27 protein-coding genes are annotated in these 24,823 nt (G+C 38.4%); 1 reads left to right on the forward strand and 26 read right to left on the reverse strand.

Going from position 1 to position 24,823, the window contains the following annotated elements:
• Positions 1-4: 4 nt before the first annotated feature.
• From plsX to apbC, 15 genes are all read right to left on the reverse strand, one after another.
• On the reverse strand, positions 5-1,057 hold the full coding sequence (gene plsX, locus BZK16_RS06735; RefSeq protein ID WP_077928129.1) for a phosphate acyltransferase PlsX: 1,053 nt from the start codon (positions 1,055-1,057) through the stop codon (positions 5-7).
• An 84-nt stretch (positions 1,058-1,141) separates the two neighbouring features.
• Positions 1,142-1,336 (reverse strand): 50S ribosomal protein L32, encoded by a 195-nt coding sequence (gene rpmF, locus BZK16_RS06740; RefSeq protein WP_008315565.1) that lies wholly within the window; start codon positions 1,334-1,336, stop codon positions 1,142-1,144.
• Positions 1,337-1,369: 33 nt separating this feature from the next.
• On the reverse strand, positions 1,370-1,573 hold the full coding sequence (rpmF, locus tag BZK16_RS06745; RefSeq protein ID WP_077928130.1) for a 50S ribosomal protein L32: 204 nt from the start codon (positions 1,571-1,573) through the stop codon (positions 1,370-1,372).
• Between the two features lie 33 nt (positions 1,574-1,606).
• Positions 1,607-2,107: a YceD family protein gene (locus BZK16_RS06750; RefSeq protein WP_077928131.1), complete on the reverse strand. Its 501-nt coding sequence runs from the start codon at positions 2,105-2,107 to the stop codon at positions 1,607-1,609.
• 73 nt (positions 2,108-2,180) lie between these two features.
• Positions 2,181-2,663 (reverse strand): cyclic pyranopterin monophosphate synthase MoaC, encoded by a 483-nt coding sequence (gene moaC, locus BZK16_RS06755; protein ID WP_077928132.1) that lies wholly within the window; start codon positions 2,661-2,663, stop codon positions 2,181-2,183.
• On the reverse strand, positions 2,653-3,105 hold the full coding sequence (locus BZK16_RS06760) for a YcgN family cysteine cluster protein (protein ID WP_077928133.1): 453 nt from the start codon (positions 3,103-3,105) through the stop codon (positions 2,653-2,655). Before BZK16_RS06760 ends, moaC begins: the two co-directional genes overlap by 11 nt.
• 1 nt (position 3,106) lies before the next feature.
• Positions 3,107-4,087, reverse strand: a complete 981-nt coding sequence (locus BZK16_RS06765; protein WP_077928134.1) for a YihY/virulence factor BrkB family protein — start codon at positions 4,085-4,087, stop codon at positions 3,107-3,109.
• The gene (locus tag BZK16_RS06770; RefSeq protein WP_233145215.1) at positions 4,084-4,503 is read right to left on the reverse strand and encodes an HIT domain-containing protein; all 420 of its coding nucleotides are present in this window, start codon (positions 4,501-4,503) and stop codon (positions 4,084-4,086) included. Before BZK16_RS06770 ends, BZK16_RS06765 begins: the two co-directional genes overlap by 4 nt.
• A 44-nt stretch (positions 4,504-4,547) precedes the next feature.
• Positions 4,548-4,835, reverse strand: a complete 288-nt coding sequence (locus BZK16_RS06775; protein WP_077928135.1) for a cell division protein ZapA — start codon at positions 4,833-4,835, stop codon at positions 4,548-4,550.
• A 12-nt stretch (positions 4,836-4,847) separates the two neighbouring features.
• Complete coding sequence (locus tag BZK16_RS06780) at positions 4,848-5,252, reverse strand: hypothetical protein (protein WP_077928136.1); 405 nt, start codon at positions 5,250-5,252, stop codon at positions 4,848-4,850.
• 20 nt (positions 5,253-5,272) lie between these two features.
• Positions 5,273-6,481, reverse strand: coding sequence for a UbiH/UbiF/VisC/COQ6 family ubiquinone biosynthesis hydroxylase (locus tag BZK16_RS06785; protein WP_077928137.1), 1,209 nt, complete (start codon positions 6,479-6,481; stop codon positions 5,273-5,275).
• An 8-nt stretch (positions 6,482-6,489) separates the two neighbouring features.
• On the reverse strand, positions 6,490-7,656 hold the full coding sequence (locus BZK16_RS06790) for an FAD-dependent monooxygenase (protein ID WP_077928138.1): 1,167 nt from the start codon (positions 7,654-7,656) through the stop codon (positions 6,490-6,492).
• Between the two features lie 5 nt (positions 7,657-7,661).
• Entirely contained in the window at positions 7,662-8,426 is a 765-nt protein-coding gene (map, locus tag BZK16_RS06795) for a type I methionyl aminopeptidase (protein WP_077928139.1), read from the reverse strand.
• A gap of 13 nt (positions 8,427-8,439) precedes the next feature.
• Positions 8,440-9,009: a dCTP deaminase gene (gene dcd, locus BZK16_RS06800; protein ID WP_077928140.1), complete on the reverse strand. Its 570-nt coding sequence runs from the start codon at positions 9,007-9,009 to the stop codon at positions 8,440-8,442.
• Positions 9,010-9,012: 3 nt separating this feature from the next.
• Positions 9,013-10,095 (reverse strand): iron-sulfur cluster carrier protein ApbC, encoded by a 1,083-nt coding sequence (gene apbC / locus BZK16_RS06805; RefSeq protein WP_077928141.1) that lies wholly within the window; start codon positions 10,093-10,095, stop codon positions 9,013-9,015.
• 206 nt (positions 10,096-10,301) lie between these two features.
• On the opposite strand from apbC, the gene BZK16_RS06810 reads away from it, so the two are divergent.
• Positions 10,302-10,976 carry a hypothetical protein gene (locus BZK16_RS06810; protein ID WP_077928142.1) on the forward strand — a complete coding sequence of 225 codons (675 nt, stop codon included), beginning with the start codon at positions 10,302-10,304 and terminating at the stop codon, positions 10,974-10,976.
• Here the strand turns inward: BZK16_RS06810 and tsaE are convergent.
• The 11 genes from tsaE to BZK16_RS06865 form a co-directional block, all read right to left on the reverse strand.
• The gene (tsaE, locus tag BZK16_RS06815; RefSeq protein ID WP_077928143.1) at positions 10,965-11,423 is read right to left on the reverse strand and encodes a tRNA (adenosine(37)-N6)-threonylcarbamoyltransferase complex ATPase subunit type 1 TsaE; all 459 of its coding nucleotides are present in this window, start codon (positions 11,421-11,423) and stop codon (positions 10,965-10,967) included. The genes BZK16_RS06810 and tsaE overlap by 12 nt on opposite strands.
• A 1-nt stretch (position 11,424) precedes the next feature.
• Positions 11,425-11,817, reverse strand: a complete 393-nt coding sequence (locus BZK16_RS06820; protein ID WP_456300684.1) for an ADP-dependent NAD(P)H-hydrate dehydratase — start codon at positions 11,815-11,817, stop codon at positions 11,425-11,427.
• Positions 11,818-11,857: 40 nt separating this feature from the next.
• Positions 11,858-13,084, reverse strand: a complete 1,227-nt coding sequence (locus BZK16_RS06825; protein WP_233145216.1) for an NAD(P)H-hydrate epimerase — start codon at positions 13,082-13,084, stop codon at positions 11,858-11,860.
• Between the two features lie 174 nt (positions 13,085-13,258).
• On the reverse strand, positions 13,259-14,617 hold the full coding sequence (locus BZK16_RS06830; RefSeq protein WP_077928145.1) for an MATE family efflux transporter: 1,359 nt from the start codon (positions 14,615-14,617) through the stop codon (positions 13,259-13,261).
• A 23-nt stretch (positions 14,618-14,640) separates the two neighbouring features.
• Positions 14,641-15,318, reverse strand: coding sequence for a MarC family NAAT transporter (locus BZK16_RS06835; protein ID WP_077928146.1), 678 nt, complete (start codon positions 15,316-15,318; stop codon positions 14,641-14,643).
• Between the two features lie 69 nt (positions 15,319-15,387).
• Entirely contained in the window at positions 15,388-18,012 is a 2,625-nt protein-coding gene (gene gyrA, locus BZK16_RS06840) for a DNA gyrase subunit A (RefSeq protein ID WP_077928147.1), read from the reverse strand.
• Between the two features lie 163 nt (positions 18,013-18,175).
• A complete protein-coding gene (locus BZK16_RS06845) occupies positions 18,176-19,576 on the reverse strand; it encodes a RelA/SpoT domain-containing protein (RefSeq protein WP_077928148.1) in 1,401 nt (466 codons plus the stop codon).
• Between the two features lie 109 nt (positions 19,577-19,685).
• The gene (locus BZK16_RS06850) at positions 19,686-20,495 is read right to left on the reverse strand and encodes an ATP-binding cassette domain-containing protein (protein WP_077928149.1); all 810 of its coding nucleotides are present in this window, start codon (positions 20,493-20,495) and stop codon (positions 19,686-19,688) included.
• Between the two features lie 9 nt (positions 20,496-20,504).
• Positions 20,505-21,509, reverse strand: coding sequence for a FecCD family ABC transporter permease (locus BZK16_RS06855; RefSeq protein WP_233145217.1), 1,005 nt, complete (start codon positions 21,507-21,509; stop codon positions 20,505-20,507).
• Positions 21,509-22,366: a heme/hemin ABC transporter substrate-binding protein gene (locus tag BZK16_RS06860; protein ID WP_077928195.1), complete on the reverse strand. Its 858-nt coding sequence runs from the start codon at positions 22,364-22,366 to the stop codon at positions 21,509-21,511. The genes BZK16_RS06855 and BZK16_RS06860 overlap by 1 nt, the downstream gene beginning before the upstream one ends.
• A gap of 15 nt (positions 22,367-22,381) precedes the next feature.
• Complete coding sequence (locus tag BZK16_RS06865; protein ID WP_077928150.1) at positions 22,382-24,670, reverse strand: TonB-dependent hemoglobin/transferrin/lactoferrin family receptor; 2,289 nt, start codon at positions 24,668-24,670, stop codon at positions 22,382-22,384.
• Positions 24,671-24,823: the final 153 nt, after the last annotated feature.

Here is a 24,823-nt window from a genome sequence, read left to right on the forward strand (position 1 = left end):
ACCCTTAAATTTGTTCCGAATCGGATGTTATACCATCTTCCACTGAAAATTGCTTCTCGATTTGACCGACCACATCTTGCTCAGCCAATTTGACCGCAATATTGATAGCATTTTCAAAAGAGATACGATCAGCATTACCATGAGATTTCACAACAATACCGCGCAACCCTAATAAGCTTGCACCGTTATAATTTCTAGGATCAACCTCTGCTTTCAATGAATTCAACACAGATTTAGAAATGAGCGCAGCCATTTTCGTAAAAATATTTTTCTTGTATGAACGCTTCAAATATTCCGCGATCAACTTACAAGAACCTTCTAATGTTTTTAATGCAACATTACCTGAGAAACCATCACAGACAACAACATCCACATCGTCAAAGAAAATACCGTCACCTTCCACAAATCCAATATAGTTCAGATCCGTTTCTTGTAATAATTTTGCAGATTCACGAATTAGGCTGTTGCCTTTGATGGCTTCTGAACCAATGTTCAACAATGCAACTCTTGGTGAAGGATTTTTATCCATCGCAGCTGCTAACAATGAGCCCATAATGGCAAATTGTTGAAGATGTTTTGGCTCTTCATCTACGTTTGCACCTAAATCCAACATGTGAACATGTTTATATTTAGATTTTAATGAAGGCAATACAGTACAAATCGCAGGACGATCAATACCTGGCATTGTTTTCAAAACGAAACGTGCTGTCGCCATCAATGCACCAGTATTTCCTGCAGAAACACACGCAGATGCTTGTCCTGTTTTCACAAGATTAATGGCAACACGCATGGAAGAATCTTTTTTATTCTTCAACGCGCTTTGTGGTTGTTCATCCATTTCTACAACTTGTGTTGCATCTTGGATCTGAATTCGCCCTTCTTTATAAAGAGGATGCGCACTCAATTGTGCTTTCAATTTCTCTTCTTGGCCAACCGCAATCAACGTTAATTTTTCGTTGTTCATTGCAACGGAGATGACAGCGGGAAGAAGCTCTTCAGAGCCTTTATCACCGCTCATTACATCTACTGCAATCGTAATTTTCTGATTAAGTGACATATTATCCAAATAGAATTGTTCTAATAAAAAAACCCACGCGAATGCAATCCACGTAGGTTTTACTTTATCAACTTTTGAGTAAAATTACTCTACTGTTGGTACGTTTTTATCAAAGTTCAATACTTGGCGACCACGATAAAAGCCATTAGCAGTGATGTGGTGACGACGATGTAATTCACCGCTTGTCGCATCTGTGCTTAATTGTGCGCTTGTTAAAAAGTCGTGTGCGCGACGCATGTTACGCTTTGAACGTGTTACTTTTGATTTCTGAACAGCCATGTTTATTTCCTCTTAAAATTTACTAAAGAAAAACTATTTTTTTAGTAATTCAGCAAGCTCTGNTTTATCAAAGTTCAATACTTGGCGACCACGATAAAAGCCATTAGCAGTGATGTGGTGACGACGATGTAATTCACCGCTTGTCGCATCTGTGCTTAATTGTGCGCTTGTTAAAAAGTCGTGTGCGCGACGCATGTTACGCTTTGAACGTGTTACTTTTGATTTCTGAACAGCCATGTTTATTTCCTCTTAAAATTTACTAAAGAAAAACTATTTTTTTAGTAATTCAGCAAGCTCTGCAAAAGGTTGTTTCTTTTCCTCTTGTGGTTTGAGCTTTTCTAAATAATCCTTTCCATCGCAATCTTCATCTAAATCATGCTTTGGCACCAATGGAAGCGTTAATAAAACTTCATCTTCTAATAATTCTAGAAGATTAATTTCATCTCCTTCAACCAATAATAGAGCCTCGTCATCACCAATGAGATCATGCGCGGACTCATCTTTTACAGGGATCCAATGAATCGGTAGATCAAACTTAGTTTGAAACGGCTCTAAGCAACGCTGACATACCATAGATACATCAACAGCTACATTACCTTTAACCTCTTTCTGTCCTAACGGATTCGTTTCACCTTGAACCCGAAAACGAATAGGCGAATCGACAGAATAAACTGCCTCTTTTAGCCGAGGAAAATGCTCTACAGAGAGCGAATCTTCGTAAACTCGTCCTTCATTGACAGTTTTCTTGAGGGGAAACTCTGCGTATTTCACTTAAAATACCCTGCTAACAATCTCAAAAAAGATTGCTATTCTAATCTTTGCTGAATTTTTTGTCAAAATTTCTTCACTTTTCAGTACGTTTATAGTGACCGCTCTTGCCACCGATCTTCTCAAGAAGCTCGATATTGCTAATCACCATACTTTTATCGACAGCTTTTAACATATCATACACTGTCATGAGTCCAACGGAAACTCCTGTAATTGCTTCCATTTCAACACCTGTTTTGCCAACAGTCTCTGTTTGTACGATAATTTCTAGCGTACGATCATCATGATATTCAAAATCCACAGAAACATGTGTCAATGGCAAAGGATGGCACAATGGAATCAACAATGATGTCTGTTTCGTTGCTTGAATCGCAGCAATACGTGCAACCCCTAAAACATCACCTTTTTTACTTTCGCCTTTTTGCAAAGCATCAAAAGCAATCTGATTCATCGTAATTAAACCATGAGCCACAGCAATGCGCTTTGTATCACTTTTATCCGCAACATTTACCATGTGCGCTTCGCCTGCTTGATTAAAGTGTGTTAATTCATGACTCACGCGTAAAATCTCCATCAATCATATAATAATGCAGTGGCTTTTTAGTATCTTTCTCATGAATGAGTTTGTGTTGAGTAACATCCACAAATTCACGAACAGTATTGCGATCACCTGTTAATAAATAATGCCATTCAGGCAATGTTTGATCACGATAACGACGTGCATACGCGCATGTTTCTGGTAACCAATCCACAGTCGCCACTAATTTATACGTTAATTTAATACAATCAGATACAAACTGTTTTCTATTCACATAACTAGAACATTGGCAGGTATTCAAATCCAATAAATCGCATGCAACACGCGTTGTATAAATTCGACCTGTATCAATGTCTTCAATCTTATTTAAGCAGCATAAACCGCAACCATCACACAAAGCTTCCCATTCTTCTGGTGATAACTTTGCCAATGGCTTTTCCCAAAATGGACCTTGACTGTCCAAATCACTTCTCCTTATTCGTTTGAATGGATTGCACTATCCACTCTTCACCATATTTATCTTTAGGCATTATTTTAACTGTGATTGCTTCAGGCAATTTGAAATCATTCTCTTTTCTATCCATCACAAGCTGATGAGGATATTGTAATAAATATGCCAAACGATTCCCCAACAATACAACCAACCAAGTTAAATCCATCCAGATAAAAAACAGAATCACACTCGCAAAACCTGAATAAATCCCAGAATATTTCGTGGATGTCGCAATGAAATCTGCAAACATTTTACCCATGAATTGCCATGCAATTGCTGCAAATAAACCACCAAGCAATGCTGGTACAATTTTAACTTTTGCATTGGTTAAAAAGAAATACAATGCAGATAAAAACAGCATCAATACAACAACTGTCATGCCTTCGCTGACATATGCTGTTAACCAATTCGGCAAAGGTATCGAAAATACTTTAAAAATAACGGCACTAGATATCATTGAAATCAACGAGAATATTAAAACTGGACCCAATAAAACAATCACTAAATAATAAGAAATTCTTTGGGTAAAACTACGATTTTTCTCTACATTCCAGTTATTATTAAAAGCAGTTTCAATTGTGCTCACCAAGCTCACAACAGTATAGAAAAGCACCACAAAACCAATACTGCCCAATAAACCGACTTGTACATTGTCCACAAAACCAATCAATGTATTCATGATATTTTCATCTTGAATACCTGTTGATTCAAACATTTTATTCAATGTTGGAATAAAGTTTTGATAAACACCAAAGCTTTTCAGGATAGAAAAGCTCACAGCCATAAACGGCACAATGGATAAGATTGTTGTATAAGCCAAAGCTTGAGATCGGGTACGAATCCCTTCTTTAGAAACACTTTCGATTAAACGATAGATCAATCGACATAAGAATTTAAAAAAGTTACTGGGTTCTGCCCATAACCAAGCGCTTAACTTATTTACTAAACTCATACTGCGTAATTCACCAACTCTGCACGAATTTCTGCAGCTTTTGCTTCTAATTCTTCGCCATCATACATCAATGGTGCATCAAATTTTCCCCAAACAGGACCCGGCCAAGCACTATCAGATTCATAACGTGCAATCACGTGAACATGCAACTGCTTCACGATATTTCCTAAGTTCGCAACATTGAGCTTATCTGGGCTATATTTTGCTTTCATCAACTGAGAAACCATTACGATTTCACGCGTTAACTCTTGCTGATCTTCCATAGAAAGATCAATCAACTCTGATGCATTTTCCTGGCGTGGTACCAAAACCAGCCAAGGAAAACGTGATTCATTTTGTAAATAAAGATTACATAAAGGTAATTCTGCCACAAAACATGTGCTACCTAAAATTCTTGCATCTACATCAATTACCATATTTTATGCCTTTTGAGATAAAGCTTCGTCCAATTTGCCATATTTTATGCCTTTTGAGATAAAGCTTCGTCCAATTTGCCATTCAAAGAATCTAATTGATTAACCCATTGTGACCGCATATTTTTCAAAGAGGCTTCTGATTGCAACAATTCATCTGCCAAATTCAAGCCCACCATGATTGCTGCTTGCTCAATCGACATTTTGCCACTTGCGCGCATTGTCGTTAATTTTGAATCCAATAATACTGCTGAGCGTTTCAAAGAATCGACCTTATCCACTGGGCAGCTGATTTTGTAATCGATACCCAAAACAGTGATTGTAATTAATTCCATTGATCTTTCTCCTTATTGAACACCCAAAGATTCTAAGCGACTCATAATTTTCTTCAAATGCATTGTCAATTCAGCATTACGTGATTGAATCAAAGCATTTTCATCTTGCAACATTTGCACAGTTTGCTCTGACTCAGTTCGTAGCGTTTCCAAAGCTTGAGATGATGCTGTTTGCAATGTTGCTAACGCTTGAGCTGATTCCGTTTGTATTGTCTCAATTTTATGAGCAGATTCTGTTTTCAACGATGCAATAGTATTTGCTGATTCAGTTTTCAATGACTCAATCGTATGTGCTGATTCTGTCATGCATTGGCTTAAACTCTCTTTCAAAAGTCCTAATTCAACTTTTAAACTTTTATTTTCTTCCAACATTGTGAAAACTTTTGCTTCTAATTCTTTGAACTTATCTTCAATCATCCTTTGAGACCCTATTCCATTTAAGGTTTAACAAACTTTGGGACATCTCCATAGTAACCCATGGCAAATTTTGCCATTTCACGTTTCCCAAATGGTAATTTATCCGCAACTGTTAAACCGATATTACGTAATTTATTCATCACGAAGTGATCTGATCCACCACTGCGTTTGAAAAGATCCATAGCGCCCATAATCAGCATATTGTGCTTTTTACGACGCTTTTCATATTGTTTCAATACTGCATCATCTGATAGATTTAAACCTTGTTGACGAGCGTTCATCAACTCTTCCACCAAAGTTGCAGCATCTAAGAATCCGATATTAACACCTAATCCTGCCAAAGGATGAATATTATGTGCAGCATCACCTGCTAACACAAAATGATCACGGTAATATTGGCGTGCATGGTTCAATCGTAATGGGAAAGCACCTAAGCTCCAACTTGCCTCAATATTCCCAAAGCGGCCACCAAATGCTTCTGTTAAACGACGGCTAAATTCATCACGATCCAGTGCCAATAGTTCGTCCGCTTCCTGATGTGTTGTGTGCCATGCTAATGAACAACGACCATCATTCAATGGTAGTAATGCAACTGGGCCATTAGTTGTGAATTTTTGCCAGCAAGTATTATCATGTCCGCGTTCAGGCTTTACTTGCCCTACAATTGTTTTTTGCCCATAACTCCAACCTGTGCATGGAATGTTTGCCCAATCACGAATCAGCGATCGACCACCATCTGCACCGACAACTAATTCAGCTTCGTATTTCTCGCCATCATCAGTTTGTACGATCACACCATTGGCTATATTTTCAAAGCTCACTAATTTTCTGTTATCTAATAATGTGATATTCGCTTCGACTTTAACGCGATCTAATAAAGCACCTTGCGTTGCTTCATTATCTAAAATCCAACCCAATGCATCTGATCCTGTGCCATCTGCATCGAATTGCAAAGCACCATCGCCAGAACCATCCCAAACATGCATATGTAAGAATGGTGTCATTCGACCACTGTGCAATAAATTATCCCAAACGCCCACGTGCTCTAACCATTTGCGGCTAGTTGGCGTAAATGCAGAAACTCGTAAGCCATAATCATCTTTTGGATAAAGCTTTTCAATGGGAGCAAATTCTACGATCAATACTTTAAAACCTGATTCAGCCAGCGCCAAACCAATGCTTGATCCCACTAAACCTGCACCATTAATGATGACATCAAATTTCTGCATATTTTCTCCTAATATCCCATGCCAACTGTTGCGATTTTTTTCCTCACAAACGGCAATGTTTTAACGCCCAATAAGCCTAGCAATCGTGCTGTTTGTGCCAAAGTACCTTTAACACCAAATGCATTCACTAAGAAATCCGTTGCGCCCACTGTTTTCACAATATCTTTACGACGCACATCATTGAATGCTATCAAATCGCTTTCAGTTGGATATTGATTCACTGCAAATAAATCAATGATTGCTTCACAATCACGAATACCTAAATTCAAACCTTGTCCTGCAATCGGATGCAAACCATGAGCACTATTGCCTGCTAACAATAATTTACCATCCACAACTTTTTTAGGAATCATCAAAGTTAATGGCCAAACTTGGCGTTCACCAACCTCTGTGATATCGCCTAATCTCGCGCCAATTCTTGCTAAAATTTCAGCTGAATAAGTTAAGTCAGAAGCCTTCTTCCATTTTTCAGATTCACAGCTATCTGCAACCAAAACCACTGCCATTTCATGCTCGTTCACTGGCAATAAAGCCAAAGGTCCTTCTTCTGTGAAGCGCTCATAAGCAGTATTTTGATGAGGTTTCTCAAAAGTTGCGCGAGCAATCACAGCCACTTGATCATAATCTCGAGAGAACGTTTCTATGCCAAAATTATTGCGCAAAATAGAATTAACGCCTTCAGCAGCAATCAACCAATCAAAGGTTTCGGTAAATTTTTCATTATTTTGATGAATCGTCACTGTGCCATGCGATAAATCAGCACTTGGAATGATTCTGCTACCCAAACATAAGTCAATATGCTCTTGTGCAAGCACCTGTTCATACAGTGCTAAAATCACGCGCCCTTGCGGCACTAAATAACCAAAATGATCCAAATCATGCTGAGATGCTTTCATCAGCACCTCAACTTTGCATTTTTTCTGTGAAACATGCACAGAATTGATTGCCGTTGCATAATCCAACATATTGCCCCAAACACCCAAGCGCTTAAAGAACTCAACAGTGCGATGGGACAATGCCAGCATACGATGATCATCCACCAAAATATCTTTATCAATGTGTGACTTTTGATCCAAAAGCTTCACTTGATAACCAGATTGCCCTAATCCTAAAGCCAACGCTAACCCAATTGGACCCGCGCCTGAAATACAAAAAGAGAGTCGATGATCGTTCATAATACTTATAGTTTTGATAATGTTAGAATTTCATAACCTGTTGCTGTCACAAGAATTTGATGTTCCCATTGTGCTGATAAAGAGCGATCTCTTGTCACAACTGTCCAACCATCTGCCAATACTTTACATGCATATTTTCCTACATTGAGCATTGGTTCGATTGTAAAAATCATACCTTCTTGCATCACATCAGTCACTTTTGGTGAATCATAATGCAATACCAATGGCGCTTCATGGAACTCAATGCCAACGCCATGGCCACAGAAATCTTCTACAACAGAGAAATGATTAGCATGCGCATGCTTTTGAATCACTTGACCAATTTCGCGGAATGATGCACCAGGTTTCACAACTTCGATGCCTTTCATCATGCATTCATGTGTGACATCGATGAGACGTTTTGCTAATGTTGAAACTTCACCTGCTGTGTACATACGGCTGTTATCACCATAATAACCATCCAAAATCACAGTCACATCGATGTTTAAGATGTCGCCTTTCTTTAAAGGTTTATCATTTGGAATACCATGACACACAACATGATTCAAAGAAATGCACGTATATTTAGGAAAACCTGGATCACCATAACCAAAACATGCTGAAATCGCACCATGATCCAAAATGAATTGGTTCATAATGTTATCTAGCTCTTCAGTTGTGATGCCAACTTTTACGTGCTCGCCAATCATATCCAGAACATCTGCAGCCAAACGGCATGCTTTACGAATTCCTTCGATCTGTTCTGGTGTTTTTATTTTAATGTCAGACATTACTATCCTTCTATTATGTTCTTGGTAGTGTTACACCTGTTTGACCTTGGTATTTACCACCGCGGTCTTTATAAGATGTTTCACAAATTTCATCTGATTCAAAAAAGAGCATCTGCGCAACGCCTTCGCCCGCGTAAATTTTTGCAGGTAATGGTGTTGTGTTAGAAAATTCTAATGTTACATGCCCTTCCCATTCTGGTTCTAATGGCGTCACATTCACGATGATGCCACAGCGTGCATAAGTTGATTTACCTAAGCAAACTGTTAATACACTGCGCGGAATACGGAAATATTCAACCGTTCTTGCCAATGCAAATGAATTGGGTGGAATGATACAAACATCTGAAACTACATCGACAAAAGTGCCATCTTCAAAGTTTTTTGGATCAACAATTGTTGAGTTAATGTTCGTGAACACTTTAAATTCATTACTACAACGAACATCATAACCATAGCTTGATGTACCATAGCTGATGATGCGATTTTCATTGTCATCATAACGCACTTGGCTTGGCGCAAAAGGTTCAATCATGCCGTATTTTTCGGCTTGTTCACGGATCCAACGATCAGATTTAATGCTCATAATTTAGCTGTTCTCTACAACAATTTTAGGGAATTTGCCTGCCACATCTTTAGGTCTTTGTGACAAATGTGACACCATTTTAAGTGCAATCTCTTGATAACGCAAAGCAATATCCGAATCATTTAATGTTTGAAGCTCACCATTATCTAACGCTTTACGCACACGAATATCTAATGGTAACTGACCTAATAATGGCACGTGGCTATCTTGCGCCAATAATTTACCGCCATCTACACCAAAGATTGCTTCTTCATGACCACAATTAGAGCAAACATGTGTGCTCATATTTTCCACAACACCTAAAATTGGTACATCCACTTTTTCAAACATATCAATGCCTTTACGAGCATCGATCAATGCAATATCTTGTGGCGTTGTGACAATGACACTACCTGCTACTGGAATCTTTTGTGACAAGGTTAATTGAATATCACCTGTTCCTGGTGGCATATCGATGATCAAATAATCAATGTCACGCCAGTTTGTATCGTTTAATAATTGCGTCAATGCACCAACAGCCATAGGTGCACGCCAGATCATCGCATCTTTTTCATCTACTAAGAAGCCGATGGACATCGCTTGCATGCCATCAATTTCGATTGGCTCCATGCTCTTATTATCTTTAGAAACTGGCTTATCTTTTGTACCGAGCATTTTTGGCATACTTGGACCATAAATATCCGCATCCAAAATCCCCACAGAGAAACCTTCATTTTTCAAAGCATTGGCAATATTAATCGATGTTGTTGATTTGCCAACGCCACCCTTGCCAGAACCTACAGCAATGATATTTTTAATATTTTTGAATGGTTTCAAGCCATTTTGCACTTTATGCGTCACATTTTTAGCATTGATCTCGAAACGAACGCTTTCGCCTGTTTTCAACAATGGCTGAATTGCTTCACCACATGCTTTCACCAAAGCTTCATTATATGTTTTGCTTTCGAAGTTGAGAGTAATCGTCACAACATAAATTTGATCTTTTTCTAAATAATCAACTGATGTAATACGCAACAAATTGCCCAGCTTTTTATTATCAAAGACCACTTTGACATCATTTAAAGCATTCATGATTTTTTCTTTCATACAACCCTCAACATAATTTTAGACAATTACGCTTATTCTAGCACGCCTCAAGCAAACTAGACGAAATCTCACAAGCTGATATTTATCACAATTCGTATGAGTTCCATGATTTAACAATGAAATTCAAATGATTGATTATTTTTCCATGATATAATCCAAAAGATTACAATTTAAATCACCATAGATTATATAGAGACAGGATAATTATGAAAAAAATAATCCCTTTAAGTATGGCAAGCTTGATCGTATTGTCTGGTTGTATTTGGCCTGCTGTAGATGGTGCACCTGTTTATGGCGTTCCTTACGACGAATCAATTGCAGAACAACCAAAGTACAATTATGAACATTACAATGCTTGGGAAGTATCAGCTGTAGAACGCAATTCTTTAGATCGTGAAGTTGCGAACTTCAATCAAAATTCTTCTTACAAAATGCAAGAAACTTTGCGTAAATCCATTATAGAAGTGAAACAAAAATATCCATTATTATTTAAAAAGAAAAATGATATTTTCGCGAATGAAGTTTTCTTAGTGGGCGCTTTAGTGAATGCTAAAGATATTAATAAGAGCGAAAAAGCTGGCCGAATTGTTGGCATGGGCTTAACAGATGCCATTGGTAAAACAGCAACAGCTAAATATGTGCGTTATAAGCGCGATATGCTTGCTGTGCAGAATAAAATGATTGTACCAACAGCAGAAGCATCTCATGCAGCAGCTGCATTTAAGGCAGATATTATTGTAATGGGTGCTTATACTGTAAACGCTAATGACATTGCGATTCGCTATGCATTCTATGATGCTAAGACTCGCGCTTTCCTAGCAGAAGGCAGTACTGCAATCCCATTGGATCGCAACACAACTAAATTCGCGTCAGATATCTAATGCCAAAACTGCTTGTTGCCCAGATTCCGATTTGGGCAACAGCTGCATAGATAAGCTTTCATTTCTTTCTAAAACTAATAATAGATCAGACTCAGGGAGAGATTCACCACCTTTTTCTGGCCATTCGATCAGCCAAATTTTGTGATCATCTTCCAAAAATCCTAAATCATATAAATCTTGTTCTTCAATACGATATAAATCAATGTGATCGATATTGAAATCACCTGCAACATAACTCTCAATGATGGTATATGTTGGGCTTTTAATTATTTCTTCAACGCCTAAAGCTTTCAGAAAATATTTGGAAAATGTTGTTTTTCCAGCGCCCAATTCACCTGATAAATATAATTTAAACGCTTGTAAATTTTGTGAAGCAATCACTGCTGCTAGCTTTTCAGCAATCGCAGCAGTATCTGATTCACAGTGTAACTCGATTGTTAAATCCATCTTAATCCTTAAGTCTTGCGATTGCTTTTGGCAAGAATTCAATCACATCTGTTGCAATCACAGAGCGATAACCTTGCTCAGCACAAAGATCTCCTGCCAAACCGTGCAACCAAACACCTAAGCGCGTTGCACGTCTTGACGAAACGCCTTGCACAATCAATCCCGCAATAATACCACTCAAAGCATCACCCATACCAGAACTTGCCATCGCTGGATTACCCGTCGTATTGATACTTAAGAAGTCTGAATCACAAATCAATGAACCCGCGCCTTTCAATACAGTAATGCCAAATTTTTCTGACAATTGATAAGCCGTCACTAAACGATCTGCTTCAACATCATTGACTGTACCATGCAATAATCTTGCCGCTTCTACTGGATGTGGCGTGATCACATGATTATCTTTATTCTCTTCCAATAACTCTTTAGAGATTTTATCTTGNGCCAAATTTTTCTGACAATTGATAAGCCGTCACTAAACGATCTGCTTCAACATCATTGACTGTACCATGCAATAATCTTGCCGCTTCTACTGGATGTGGCGTGATCACATGATTATCTTTATTCTCTTCCAATAACTCTTTAGAGATTTTATCTTGAGCAATCAGATTTAAACCATCAGCATCAATCACGATTGGTTTGCCAGATGCCAATACAGCATCCATCAACTCCACTGACCATTCATTCGTACCCAAGCCACAACCAATTACAATGCACGTTGCCACCTCTAACATCGGGGCTAAATCTTCCGCACTATTCACGCCACGAACCATCAATTCAGGGTGATAAGGAATCATTGCAATTGCATGCGATGGATGCGTTGCAATAGAAACTCTACCTGCACCAATACGCAAAGCAGCATGACCTGCCAGTAGTGCAGCACCAGCCATCCCAATGTATCCACCCACAACTAAGATATGACCAAAGTTACCTTTATGATTGAACTTTTTACGATCAGGGAACCATTCCGCCATGGTTGGTAAATTAAAGCAGCAAGAAGCTGCATGAATTGATTCGAAACACTCTTCAGGAATACCTAAATCTGAACAAATGACTTTACCCACATATTCAGGGCCTTTACCTGTGTATAAACCTGGTTTTTGAGCAATGAACGTAATCGTTTCTGTTGCTTTCACTGCTTCACTTAGGATCGCACCAGTATTTGCATTCAAACCAGATGGCACATCTAGAGAAATCACAGGTTTGCCGCTACGATTAATCAACATCGCAGCACCCAACCATTCACCTGATAAAGCACGGTTTACACCTGTACCCATCATGGCATCAATGATTAAATCAGCATCATCTAAACAACTTGAAGTGAATGATTCACAAGGTACACCCATTCCTTTTGCAGCCAAATAAGCTTTACGCACATCATCCACTAAGTTATTAGGATCTGCTAAGTAGAAAATTTTAACTTCAAAGCCTGCGCTCAATGCTTGTTGCGCAAAGAAATAGCCGTCGCCACCATTTCGTCCAGCACCAACAATCACAGCAATCTTTTTCACATCTGGATATGACTTATAGAGATACCCCAGTACAAATAATGCAGCACGTTGCATTAATGTAATCGACGCGATATTGAGTACTTCTAGTGCTTTTTTCTCGATATCCTTGATGGCATGAATGTCATACAAAGGTGTTGAAGCGTTTTTCATGATACTTAACAATCCTATAAAATATGTGACTGAGCTAATTTAGAAACCGATAAGTTGACTAAAATAGTCCTAAGATTTGGAGCTGTATAGCATTCGACCATTTTTTATACAGCGAACAGTGCTAATGTAGCGAAATGTTTGAAGCGCAACATAGAAATCAATGTGCTCATTGACTTATGTCAAACCATACATGCCCTTCATTCGTTTAAACTGCCATTGCAAGCGTAAATTCGACAAGATTGCTGAACAGGTTAGACCAATAATTAAACCAACCCATACACCTTCTGCCTGCATATTTTTTGTCACCGCTAAATAATAACCAATCGGCAATGCAACTAACCAATAAGATGTAATACCGATCACCATTGGTGCTTTAGTATCTTTCATACCACGTAAACAACCCGCTGCCGCAATCTGTAAACCATCTGGCAATTGGAAAATGATAGAGAAAATCAATAAATGTGCACTGAGTTTTAAAATCTCAGGATCATCTGTAAATACCATTGGCAAATATGACTTCAAAGCAAAGAGATAAATACCTGTACCAATCATGATTCCGAAACATGTTAAACGCCCCATCTTCGCAATACGAATTGCACCTTCATAATCTTTACGCCCCATTCTCTGTCCAATCAATGCGATCAATGCAAATGAAGTGCTGAGTGGCACCATGAATGATAGACTTGTAATATTCAGTGCAATTTGATGGCTGTTAATCACAATCTCGCCAAAGCGCCCCAAGATTAATCCTGATACTGAAAATAATGCAACTTCCGCAAAAATAGATGCACCATTTGGCACGCCAACTTGTAGCAATCCTTTCACTTGCTTAAAAATACGTGCACGATAACGGAATAGATTCAAGGTTTTCAAACGTGGCTCTACGCGATAGAACATCAACATACTAATGAGCATGCTCCACATCGCAAATGCTGTCCCTAAACCTGAACCAATCACGCCATAACTTTTCAAACCAATTGGCTCATAGCCATAAACTAAGAAATAGTTCATGGCACCGTTAATCACAAAACCAATGAATGTCACGATTGTTACAGGTACAGGACGCGCAACACCTTCGCACACACAGCGCAATGTATTGAATAAGAAGATTGCAGGCACACCCACAGACAATGCACGCAAATAATTCACTGATAATGGAATCACATCATCTTGTACTTCAAAGAATTGCAAAATATGTTCTGAATTCCACATGATTACAATCGCAATCACTGAGAAAACAAGAGCAACTGAAACACCACCATGAAATATTGTGGGGATGCGTTTCACACGATTGGCACCAAACTGATGCGCTGTTAAAATCGTTACTGCCATCAATGTGCCACTTGCGAACAATAAAATTGGGTTCCACACAAATACACCCATCGCAACACCCGATTGCACAAGTGCATCAAAATGCCCAGTAATCGCAATATCTGTCGTTCCCATGGCCACTTGTAACAGCTGAGTACATAAAATTGGGAAAGCCAGCATGATGAGCGCTTTAAATTCCGCGCCCACAAAAAGTTTTTTCATCCAAATTCCTTATAAATATTATGTCATTTTGCCAATGGCACTTGATGAATCAATTCAATCACGCCATTGATACAGAACTGAACACCCATACAAACTAATAGAAAGCCCATGATTCGGGAAATCGCGTCGATGCCACTTTGACCAATCTTCGCAACAATTGTCGCTGAACTTTTTAAACAGACCCATAAGAATAAGCATAGTCCAATAAAAGAGATTATGGGTGCTGTTAACATGATCCACATGGGCGCGCCGAAACTTGGCAATGTTGATGCAATGCTGATGATCATTGCAATGGTTCCAGGGCCAGCAAATCCCGGCATTGTTAACGGAATAAACGCCAAACTTGATGAGCTTGTTCCTTTACCTTTTAATTCATCTTTTTTACTTTCTAACTCAGGCGAAGTGGATGAGCTTTGAGATGGAAACAACATTTGAAAACCAATCACCATGACAATTAAGCCACCTGCGATACGAAGGCCAGGAATGGAAATTCCAAAAACCTTCATCACAATTTGCCCACAGTAAAAGCTAATTAACATCAATGCCAATGAGTATTTCGCTGCTTGCTTTGCCTGTTTATTTTTTTCTTCATCAGGTAAACGTGCACCTAAACTCATCATCATGGTGGCAGATACTAAAGGATTCGCCAAAGGTAACAACATAAAGAAAACAACAAAAATAATTTTTCCAAATTCAAACATGCGATTTCTCCTTTAGATAAAAAAAGATAAGGCAGGTGATGCCTGCCTTATCTGAATTTAATGTAGTAATTATTCTACCGCATCGCCGCCAGATGATGTTTCATCGACAGCTTCAACATTTCCTTCAGTTTCTAGGCTTTCATCTATTTCATCAATCTCTTCTGCTTCAACCGCAGTTAAGCCAACCAACTTGTCCGACTCATCCAAACGAATCAAGCGAACACCTTGTGTATTACGACCTAAAATAGAAATTTCAGAAACTCGTGTACGAACCAATACGCCGTTACTTGAAATTAGAATAACTTCTTCTTCCTCTTTTACCAAGCAAGCACTGATCACTTGACCGTTACGCTCAGAAGTTTGGATACCAATCATTCCTTTACCACCACGACGATGGCGCGTGAACTCTTCTGTACGAGTACGTTTACCATAACCATTTTCAGTCGCAATCAATACAACGCTATCATCATTTGGAATGATCATAGATAAGATGGTTTGCTCTTCTGTTAAGTTCATGGATTTAACACCACGCGCACCACGACCAGTATCACGAACATCTTCTTCACTGAAGCGATTCACTTTACCATCTGATGTAAAGAGCATGATGTCTTTAGTACCATCAGTAATCGTTGTACCGATCAATTCATCACCTTCATCCAATGTGATTGCAATCACACCTGTTGAACGCTGGCTTGCGAATTTATCCAATGTTGTTTTCTTGATGACGCCAAATTTCGTTGCCATCACAATATATTTGTCAGCAACGTATTCATCCACTGGCATGATTGAACTAATACGCTCACCTTCGCTCAATGGCAACATGTTCACGATTGGGCGACCTGTTGAACCACGACCTGCTTCTGGTAATTCATAAGTGTGCAACCAATAAACGCGACCGATTGAAGAGAAACACATCAATTGTGAATGCGTGCTTGTTGTCATCATATTCACAACATAGTCTTCATCTTTAACTTTAGCAGCAGATTTACCACGGCCACCACGTTTCTGTGCTTGATATTCACCGAGCTGTTGATACTTGATGTAACCACGATGTGATAATGTTACAACCACCTGTTCATCTGCGATTAAATCTAAAATATTGATATCTTCTGCGGCTTGGCAAATCTCAGTACGACGCTCATCGTGATAATCAGCACGGACTTTTTCCAACTCTTCTAATACAACTTCGCGTAAACGATCAGGATTCACTAAGATTTCAATGAATGCAGCGATTGCTTCTAATAAGCCTTCGTATTCACCGTGAATCTTATCTTGCTCTAAACCTGTTAAACGCTGTAAACGCATATCCAAGATTGCTTGTGCTTGCGTTTCTGTTAAGCGATAGCCTTCAGCCAATAAGCCAAAGCCTTCTAATTCGCTCATTTTTGCATTTTCATTCAAATGTGCAGCGCGCTCTAACATTGGCACAACATCGCCTGCTGCCCAAATTTTCGCAAGCATTTTAGTTTTCGCTGTTGCACCATCTGGTGAAGAGCGAATCAATTCGATCATTTCATCGATATTCGCCAATGCAACTGTTAAACCTTCTAACAAATGTGCACGTTCACGTGCTTTACGCAAATCAAAAATTGTACGGCGAGTGATCACTTCGCGACGATGCGCCACGAATGCTTCCAATACTTGTTTCAAGTTCAACAATTTTGGCTGGCCTTGATCAATCGCAACCATATTGATGCTGAAACTGCTTTGCAACGCTGTATGCTTATATAGTTGATTCAATATAACCATGCCAGATTCGCCACGTTTCAATTCGATTACGATGCGCATACCATCTTTATCGGATTCATCACGCAAACCATCTGGTGCAATACCTTCAACGATTTTATCACGGTGCAATTCAACAATTTTCTCAATCAAGCGAGCTTTATTCACTTGATAAGGTAATTCTGAAACTACGATCACTTCACGATTACGCTTTTCATCAATTTCAATTTCACAACGCGCACGAATCACAACACGGCCACGACCTGTATGATACGCCTCACGAATTCCGCGTGTACCATTGATGATTGCTGCTGTTGGGAAATCTGGCGCAGGAATGTGTTCCATCAAACCATCAATTGTGATTTCTGGATCATTGATCAATGCAACACACGCATTGATTGTTTCAGTTAAGTTGTGTGGCGGAATATTTGTCGCCATACCAACCGCAATACCTGAAGAACCATTCACCAATAAGTTTGGAATTTGCGTTGGTAATACAGAAGGCTCAATTTCAGAACCATCATAGTTTGGAATGAAATCTACAGTATCTTTATCGATATCTTGTAATAAAGTATGCGCAATGCGGCTCATTCTAACTTCTGTATAACGCATCGCAGCTGGTGAGTCACCATCCACCGAACCGAAGTTACCTTGACCATCCACCAACATATAACGCATCGAGAATGGCTGCGCCATACGAACGATTGAATCATAAATCGCGCTATCACCATGTGGATGGTATTTACCCATCACGTCACCCACGATACGCGCAGATTTTTTATAAGGCTTATTCCAATCGTTATGAGTTTGATTCATCGAATGCAAGATTCGACGGTGAACTGGCTTCAATCCATCACGAACATCTGGCAAAGCACGACCAATAATCACGCTCATTGCATAGTCGAGATAAGACTTTTTCATCTCCTCTTCTAAGTTGACCGGAACTATCTCTTTGGCAAACTCACTCATTGAATATCCTTTGTCTAATTATTAATCTTTAACCGAAAAATTATATCACAAAAAGGTATTTTTTGCCCGAAATTCATAGATTGGAATTCCTTGATTTTTAGCAAGTTTTTACACAAATGGAATCACTTGAAATCCTAGTACAATTCTTTCTGCACTTTATAGATTAATCCTCATAATCATCTTTCTTTAATTTTTTAACGCTTTTAGATTTACTAGACTTGTCTTTCAAAGGAGTAGAAGCCAATATTCCTTTATTAAGGCTTAGATCTGACATAGATTTCAGCATATTTTGATTCTCAATCATGCTCTTCAAAGCTTTAGAATCCAGCATTCCTTTATTAAGGCTTAGATCTGACATAGATTTCAACATATTTTGATTCTCAATCATGCTCTTCAAGGCTTTAGAATCCAACATTCCTTTATGGAAGTTTAGATCTGACATAGATTTCAGCATATTTTGACTCTCAATCATGTTCTTCAAGGCTTTAGAATCCAGCATTCCTTTATTAAGGTTTAGATCTGACATAGATTTCAGCATATTTTGATTCTCAATCATGCTCTTCAAAGCCTTATTTTTAGGATAAGCTGTAGTAATAATACGAGACATATCACTATCACGAGCAAGATCTTCTAATACTTCATTAAAGCTAGTTGTTTTTACTGGCGCCTCATTCTCTAAAACTCCCTTTAATAGCTCTGAATTTTCTACATCTACTTTTTCTGAACTCGCTGGGCCTGCATCTACTAAAGCTGGCTCTACTGGCTCAGAAGCTTCATTAAGAAGAGCTAAGGCTTCACGAGTATTATCCTGAAAATATTCCACATAATTAGTTGCAAGTTCTTCACAACCATTAATAGCACCATTCAATATCGTCATTCTTCTTTTAAGATCTTCATCATTCTGATGATCTGGGTACCTAATAAAATGATCTATTTCGCCCCAAGCTTCATCCAGAATGGATCTAATTTGAATTTCTAATTTGAACTCATTAGGATAGTTGGCCTCAACAATATAATGTGTTGAACGATATTTAGATTCCTTTCTTTGTTGTGAATATTCTAGCTCACGCCCATTGATCTCTTTTTTATGCTTATCTTCATAATAAAACCTCAGATCATCTTCTGGAGCATGATAAATCATAACTTTTTCTTCATGACTTATCTTAAAATTCTTACAAATAAAATCATCTACTAATTCCCATTGAAATTTGAATAAATAGATAGCTCTTAAGCCTATTAGATCATTAATGATTTCCTTATAATTGTTTTCATTAATAGATAAATATTTGGATGACAGGTCTTTATTTTCTTTTGCTTCTTTTCTTTTTCTTACAATTTTTGTGAGCAAATGAATCGGGTCTTTAACCCTCCATCTGACAGAATTTATATTATTACAAACCTGCAACTTATTACTTAGATAAATCCCTTCGGTTTCTAATTCTCTCAAAGAGTTTATATAATTGTAATAAATTTTTATTAATTCTTCTGCCGTGATATCTGCTTGATCTAACTCATCTGCTGATAAATCTTTAGAATTTTTAAAATGGTTTTGAATATCAATCATTAAATATTTAGACCTAATTAAAGTTAATTAAACATATAATTTCTCATTAACAGTCTAAAGTCAAAACTAACTTATCAAATAAAATGCCCATTAAAGTGGGCATTGTCAGTTACTCATAACCAAATATCGACAGCGAATGTGCATTTGGATGCTCTTGATTGGTTAACTCTACAAATGGGATATTAAACACTTCACCTAGAATTCGACCATCTTTCAATGATTGTGAATCATAAACACCGTGCAATTCGCCTTGTTTTAATACAATGCATTGATCCGCAGCATGGAGCGCCTGATTCAAGTCATGCATCACACAAACGATCGTAATACCTTTTTCTTGCAATGTCTTAAAGTATTTCAGCAAATGCTTTTGGTGATATAGATCTAAATGATTAAAAGGCTCATCTAATAGCAATAAGCGATCTTCGCCACATGTTTCCAATTCAAACAATGCTTGCACTAAAACACGACCAATTTGTGTACGATGCTGCTCGCCACCTGACAAAACCTGATAAGTTCGATCTAACAAATGTGTTAACTGCAATTGCTCTGCAACTTCCATCATCACATTATGAGCACCTTCATGACGATAACTGACACCATGTGGCATTAAACCCATCGAAAGTACTGCCATCACATTAATGGCAAATGGAATGTGTTGCAATTGAGGCAAAACACAGCGCTTTTGTGCCAGTTCTGCAATTGTATAATCCTGCAACAAATAATCATCGAAGCGAATTTCACCCGTTGTTGGTTGTTCATCGCCTGATAACATATTTAATAGTGTCGTTTTTCCCGCGCCATTTGGCCCAATCAATGCTGTGAATTGATGTTTCGGGATTCGCAACTCAGGTACATTCACTAATGTACGATCACCTTTGCGAGTTTTGATCGTATAAGAGACATTTTTTAACGTAAACATCTTAATCCCCTAGCGCATACCTGATTGGCGATAAACCAAATAACCTAAGAATGGCGCGCCAATAAATGCTGTAAAGATACCTATTGGCACTTCAGCAGGTGCTGCTAAAGTTCTTGATAAACTATCTGCAAATAATAGCAATAGACCGCCCGACATAAACGACAATGGCAATACATAACGATTATCTGAACCAAAGAACATGCGCACTAAATGAGGAATCACTAAGCCGACAAAACCAATACCACCAGAGAATGCAACGGCACTGCCTGTTAAAATCGCAACGCCCCAAATTTGCTGTTTCTTCAATCGCTCTACATTCACGCCTAAGTGTTTCGCTTCACGTTCACCCAATAACATTGCATTCATTGCGCGAATCTTAAATAAGAACATTGGCACAATCAGTAACTGTAAAACAAAGAGAATCGTGAGTTTTGTATAATCAAAACCACCTAAACTACCCAATGACCAAAACGTCAATGAGCGTAACTCTTCATCACTGGCAATAAAAGTCAATAATCCTAAAAGCGCCCCGATGAAAGCGTTAATCGCAATACCAACTAATAGCATTGCGCTCACGCTCACACCTTGATTGTGCTTTGAGAAATGGTATAAAAAAGCTGTCACAGCCCACCCACCAATGCAGGCTGCGACAGGTAGCGTATAATCGTTTAAGTATTCTATTAATGCAGGAAATAGTTTACCACCCAAAACAATCGTTAACGCTACAAAAAAGGCCGCGCCACTTGATACACCGATAATTCCCGGCTCCACCAAAGGATTGCGAAATAAACCTTGCATCACAGCACCTGAGATAGCAAAAGCGCCACCCACTAATAATGCTGCGAGGATTCTTGGCAAGCGAACCTGCCAAAATATATAACTATCTAAACTACCAAAATTGAAAACTTCGCCCCAATTGATCGTTAAAGCTCCGAAATAACTGGATACAACCACAGTTAAAACAATTAAGCCTGTCATAAACATCAGGCTTAATGATAAAGATTTGTTGCCCACTACTTTGCTTCCTCTAAACACTCATCAATCATACGGCTTAGAATCAATGTATCGTCATACAAACGGACGCCATAAACTAATACATGGCTAATATCCACTTCAAATACACATTTTGGTTGCACTTGTTTTGGCCAGCCAATGCTAGAAACATCTTTTCGCATTACTGGCACATTTTTTTCTGAGAATTCTTTACGAGTGCCAATTAGTACAATCTCTGCATTTTGTTGAATTTGTGTTTCTAAATTCACAGCTTTATAAGCTCTAAATTGACTAGCAAATGGATTAGTCAAACCCAACAAATCAATCAAAGCTGTCGCACTTGTATCACCACCAGCAAAGCTTTTAGAGTTACCACCGCCCATTTCTTCCATAATGAACAGCGTATTACGAGCACCACGTTTATTAATGTCATCCTTCAATAAACCATGTTTTTTCTCTAATGATTGGTTCAATGCTTCACTTTTCATTGGCTCATTAAAAATTTCACCAATCTGTGTCACTAAGCTTTTTAATTCATCTAAATTGCTTGGCTTTGCCAATGTATAAGATTGAATGCCTGATTTACTCACTTGCTCTACAACATTTTTAGGACCTGAATCTGACGACCATAAAACCAAAGTTGGCTTTAAGGACAACATTCCCTCTGTTGACAGTGCAATGCGATAACCGACATCAGGTAATTGTTTCAATGCCTCGTTATAATGGCTTGTTGTATCTGCTCCAACTAACAATTGGTCTTTGCCCAATGCTTCGACAACTTGTGTGATGTAAGCAGAAGTCGTGATCACTCTTTCTTCTGCCATCACACCATTCACCAATCCTGCCATTAAGAGTGCAGATAAAATTACTTTTTTCATCATTTGCCTCTTAGCTTAGAAATTCACTGTCACAGAGATACCTGCATTGATGCCTGGCTGAGTTGCACGATCCAACGCTGCATTGCTCATTTTGCCCATACGACCGCCCCAGTTCCAATGTTTCTTATCTAATAGATTGTAGATGCCTGCATTCACACGAATGTTTTCAGTTGGCTTATATTCAGCAATCAAATCCAAAGTTCCGTAGCCCGGCATTTTCACGCCATCTTTACGTAAACCTTCTGAAATTTGACTGTCTTTTTTACCTTTTGATAATTTCCAGTTCAAACCAACATAAGCTGTATCACTGTATGCATAACTTAAACCTAAAACTGCTGTTAATGGCTCTACGCTATCAATTGGCTCTTTAGTTTTGTCGTCCTTGCCTTTGGCATACGCAACCGCACCATTAAAACGCAATTCTCCATCACCATTTTGTAATTCCAAAATACGTAAGCTTGTTTTCGCTTCTAAGCCATAAATATGAGTTTTATCCAAGTTTGTAGATTGATATGTCATCAAGCCAGTTTCTTTATCAATGCCTTGATAAACCATCTCTTCGATAAAATCATTGTAACGAGTATAGAACGCAGCAACAGATGCAGTATTAATGTCATCGTTGTAGTTCCAACCTAATTCAAATGTCTTACTTTTTTCAGGTTTCAAGTTAGGATTTGAGCGTGTTGCATAACCTTGTGCCAAGTTTGCAAAACCCATATTCACAGCTGTGAAGCTTGGTGCTTTGAAACCTTCAGCATAGTTAGCATATAAAGTATGGTTATCTGTTGGGTAATATAAAACGGCTAAGCGCTTAGATAGGTTATCTTTGTTCATACCCGTTGGTGCCAATGTACCTAAGTTACCATCAATGTATGCACCACCTTGTTTAACCTTCAATGAATAATGGTCATAACGCAAACCTACAATCACTTCAATTGTGTTATCTAAGAAACCAATACGATCTTGTACAAACAAACCATATTCTTGCACTTTAGAATCAGGGAAACTTTTTGTTGGGAAAGCACCAGCAGGCTCTTTAGATAAACCTGTTTCTGAATTGATTGTATCGCCCAATCTCAAAGTTTTAACTTTCTGATGCTTATAGTTTGCACCATACGTTAATTCGTGAGCAATAGAACCCAACATTAAATCTTTATTGAATTCAGCATTAAAACCAAACTGATCATTATCAAAATGTGATGTTCTCCAGCGATCTTCTAAATGTGGTGCAACTGCTGGTCTTGGTGGACGCGCTGGGCTACCAAAGTTTTGTCTCAATTCATCAACATTCTGCTTGGCTTTAGTTGTCTGGTAATAAGTCATCCAATGACCTTTATCAAACATTGGTGTTGCTGATTCAAACTCATGGCGTAAGTTAATTTGTTGTCTTTCTGTTTTTAAATCACTGCTTCTTTCAAGATATTTTGGCTGACTTGGCATACCCATCACATGCGAAGTAATCACAGATAGACCCTTATCCCAAGTTTTATCTTGATATGCTTCGTAGCTTAGTGAGAATTCATGTTCTGCATTTGGCTCGTAAACAACCTTCGTTAAGATATTTTTAATATTAGATTCTGAAGGATTTGGATTTTTACGATTCGCACCTAATTCTGATTCACTGTATGCTTTGCCATAGTAGTTTTCACGCTCATAATGTTTACGGAAAGATGCGCGCACAAATGCAGATAGTTCGTCAGTAAATTTTGCAGCAGCCGTGCCTGTGATTAACTGATCACGATCCACGGAGTTATAACCTGTTTTGATTTCAAAACCTGTTCTTCTACCTTCTTGGATAAAATCTATTGGGTCTTTCGTTTGCATAAAGATACCACCAGCCAATGCGCTGCTACCATACAACATTGAAACTGGACCTTTGATGATATCGATTGATTTCATAGCATCAATATCAAAGTACCCTTGCCCTAATTCTGTATAACCACCTGGAAAACTGAACGCTTTTGGTAATGGTGCACCATCAACTGCCACCATCACACGATCGCCACCAACACCACGAATTTTAATATCATCAATTCGACCAGAAGCACTTGAATCGATAGTGATGCCTGGCTCATATCGCAATGCATTAGATAAGTTTGTGGCACCAATACGTTCCATCGTTTCACTTGTCACTTGCACCAAACTTGTTGCAGCTTCTTCTGCAACACGATCATCCTTTAGCGCAGCCACAACAACTCTTGTTGTACCAACTTCTTTAGGTGCTTTTTCTTCAGCAGAAACAACTGTGCTAGATAATGCAACAGTCAACATAGTGAACAGCAAAGTGTGACGGTGGTTACGCATAAATATTCCCAAATGTGATTAACTCTTAATATCAAACGATATTGATTCTTGTTTGTGTATTATTGACATTTATCAAGCATTGTCAATCAAAACTTATCAGAATCTTTTAAGAAACTTATCACTGAGAAACATAATCCATTGAAATTATATTCA

Source organism: Wohlfahrtiimonas populi (assembly GCF_002006795.1).
Classification (GTDB): domain Bacteria; phylum Pseudomonadota; class Gammaproteobacteria; order Cardiobacteriales; family Wohlfahrtiimonadaceae; genus Wohlfahrtiimonas; species Wohlfahrtiimonas populi.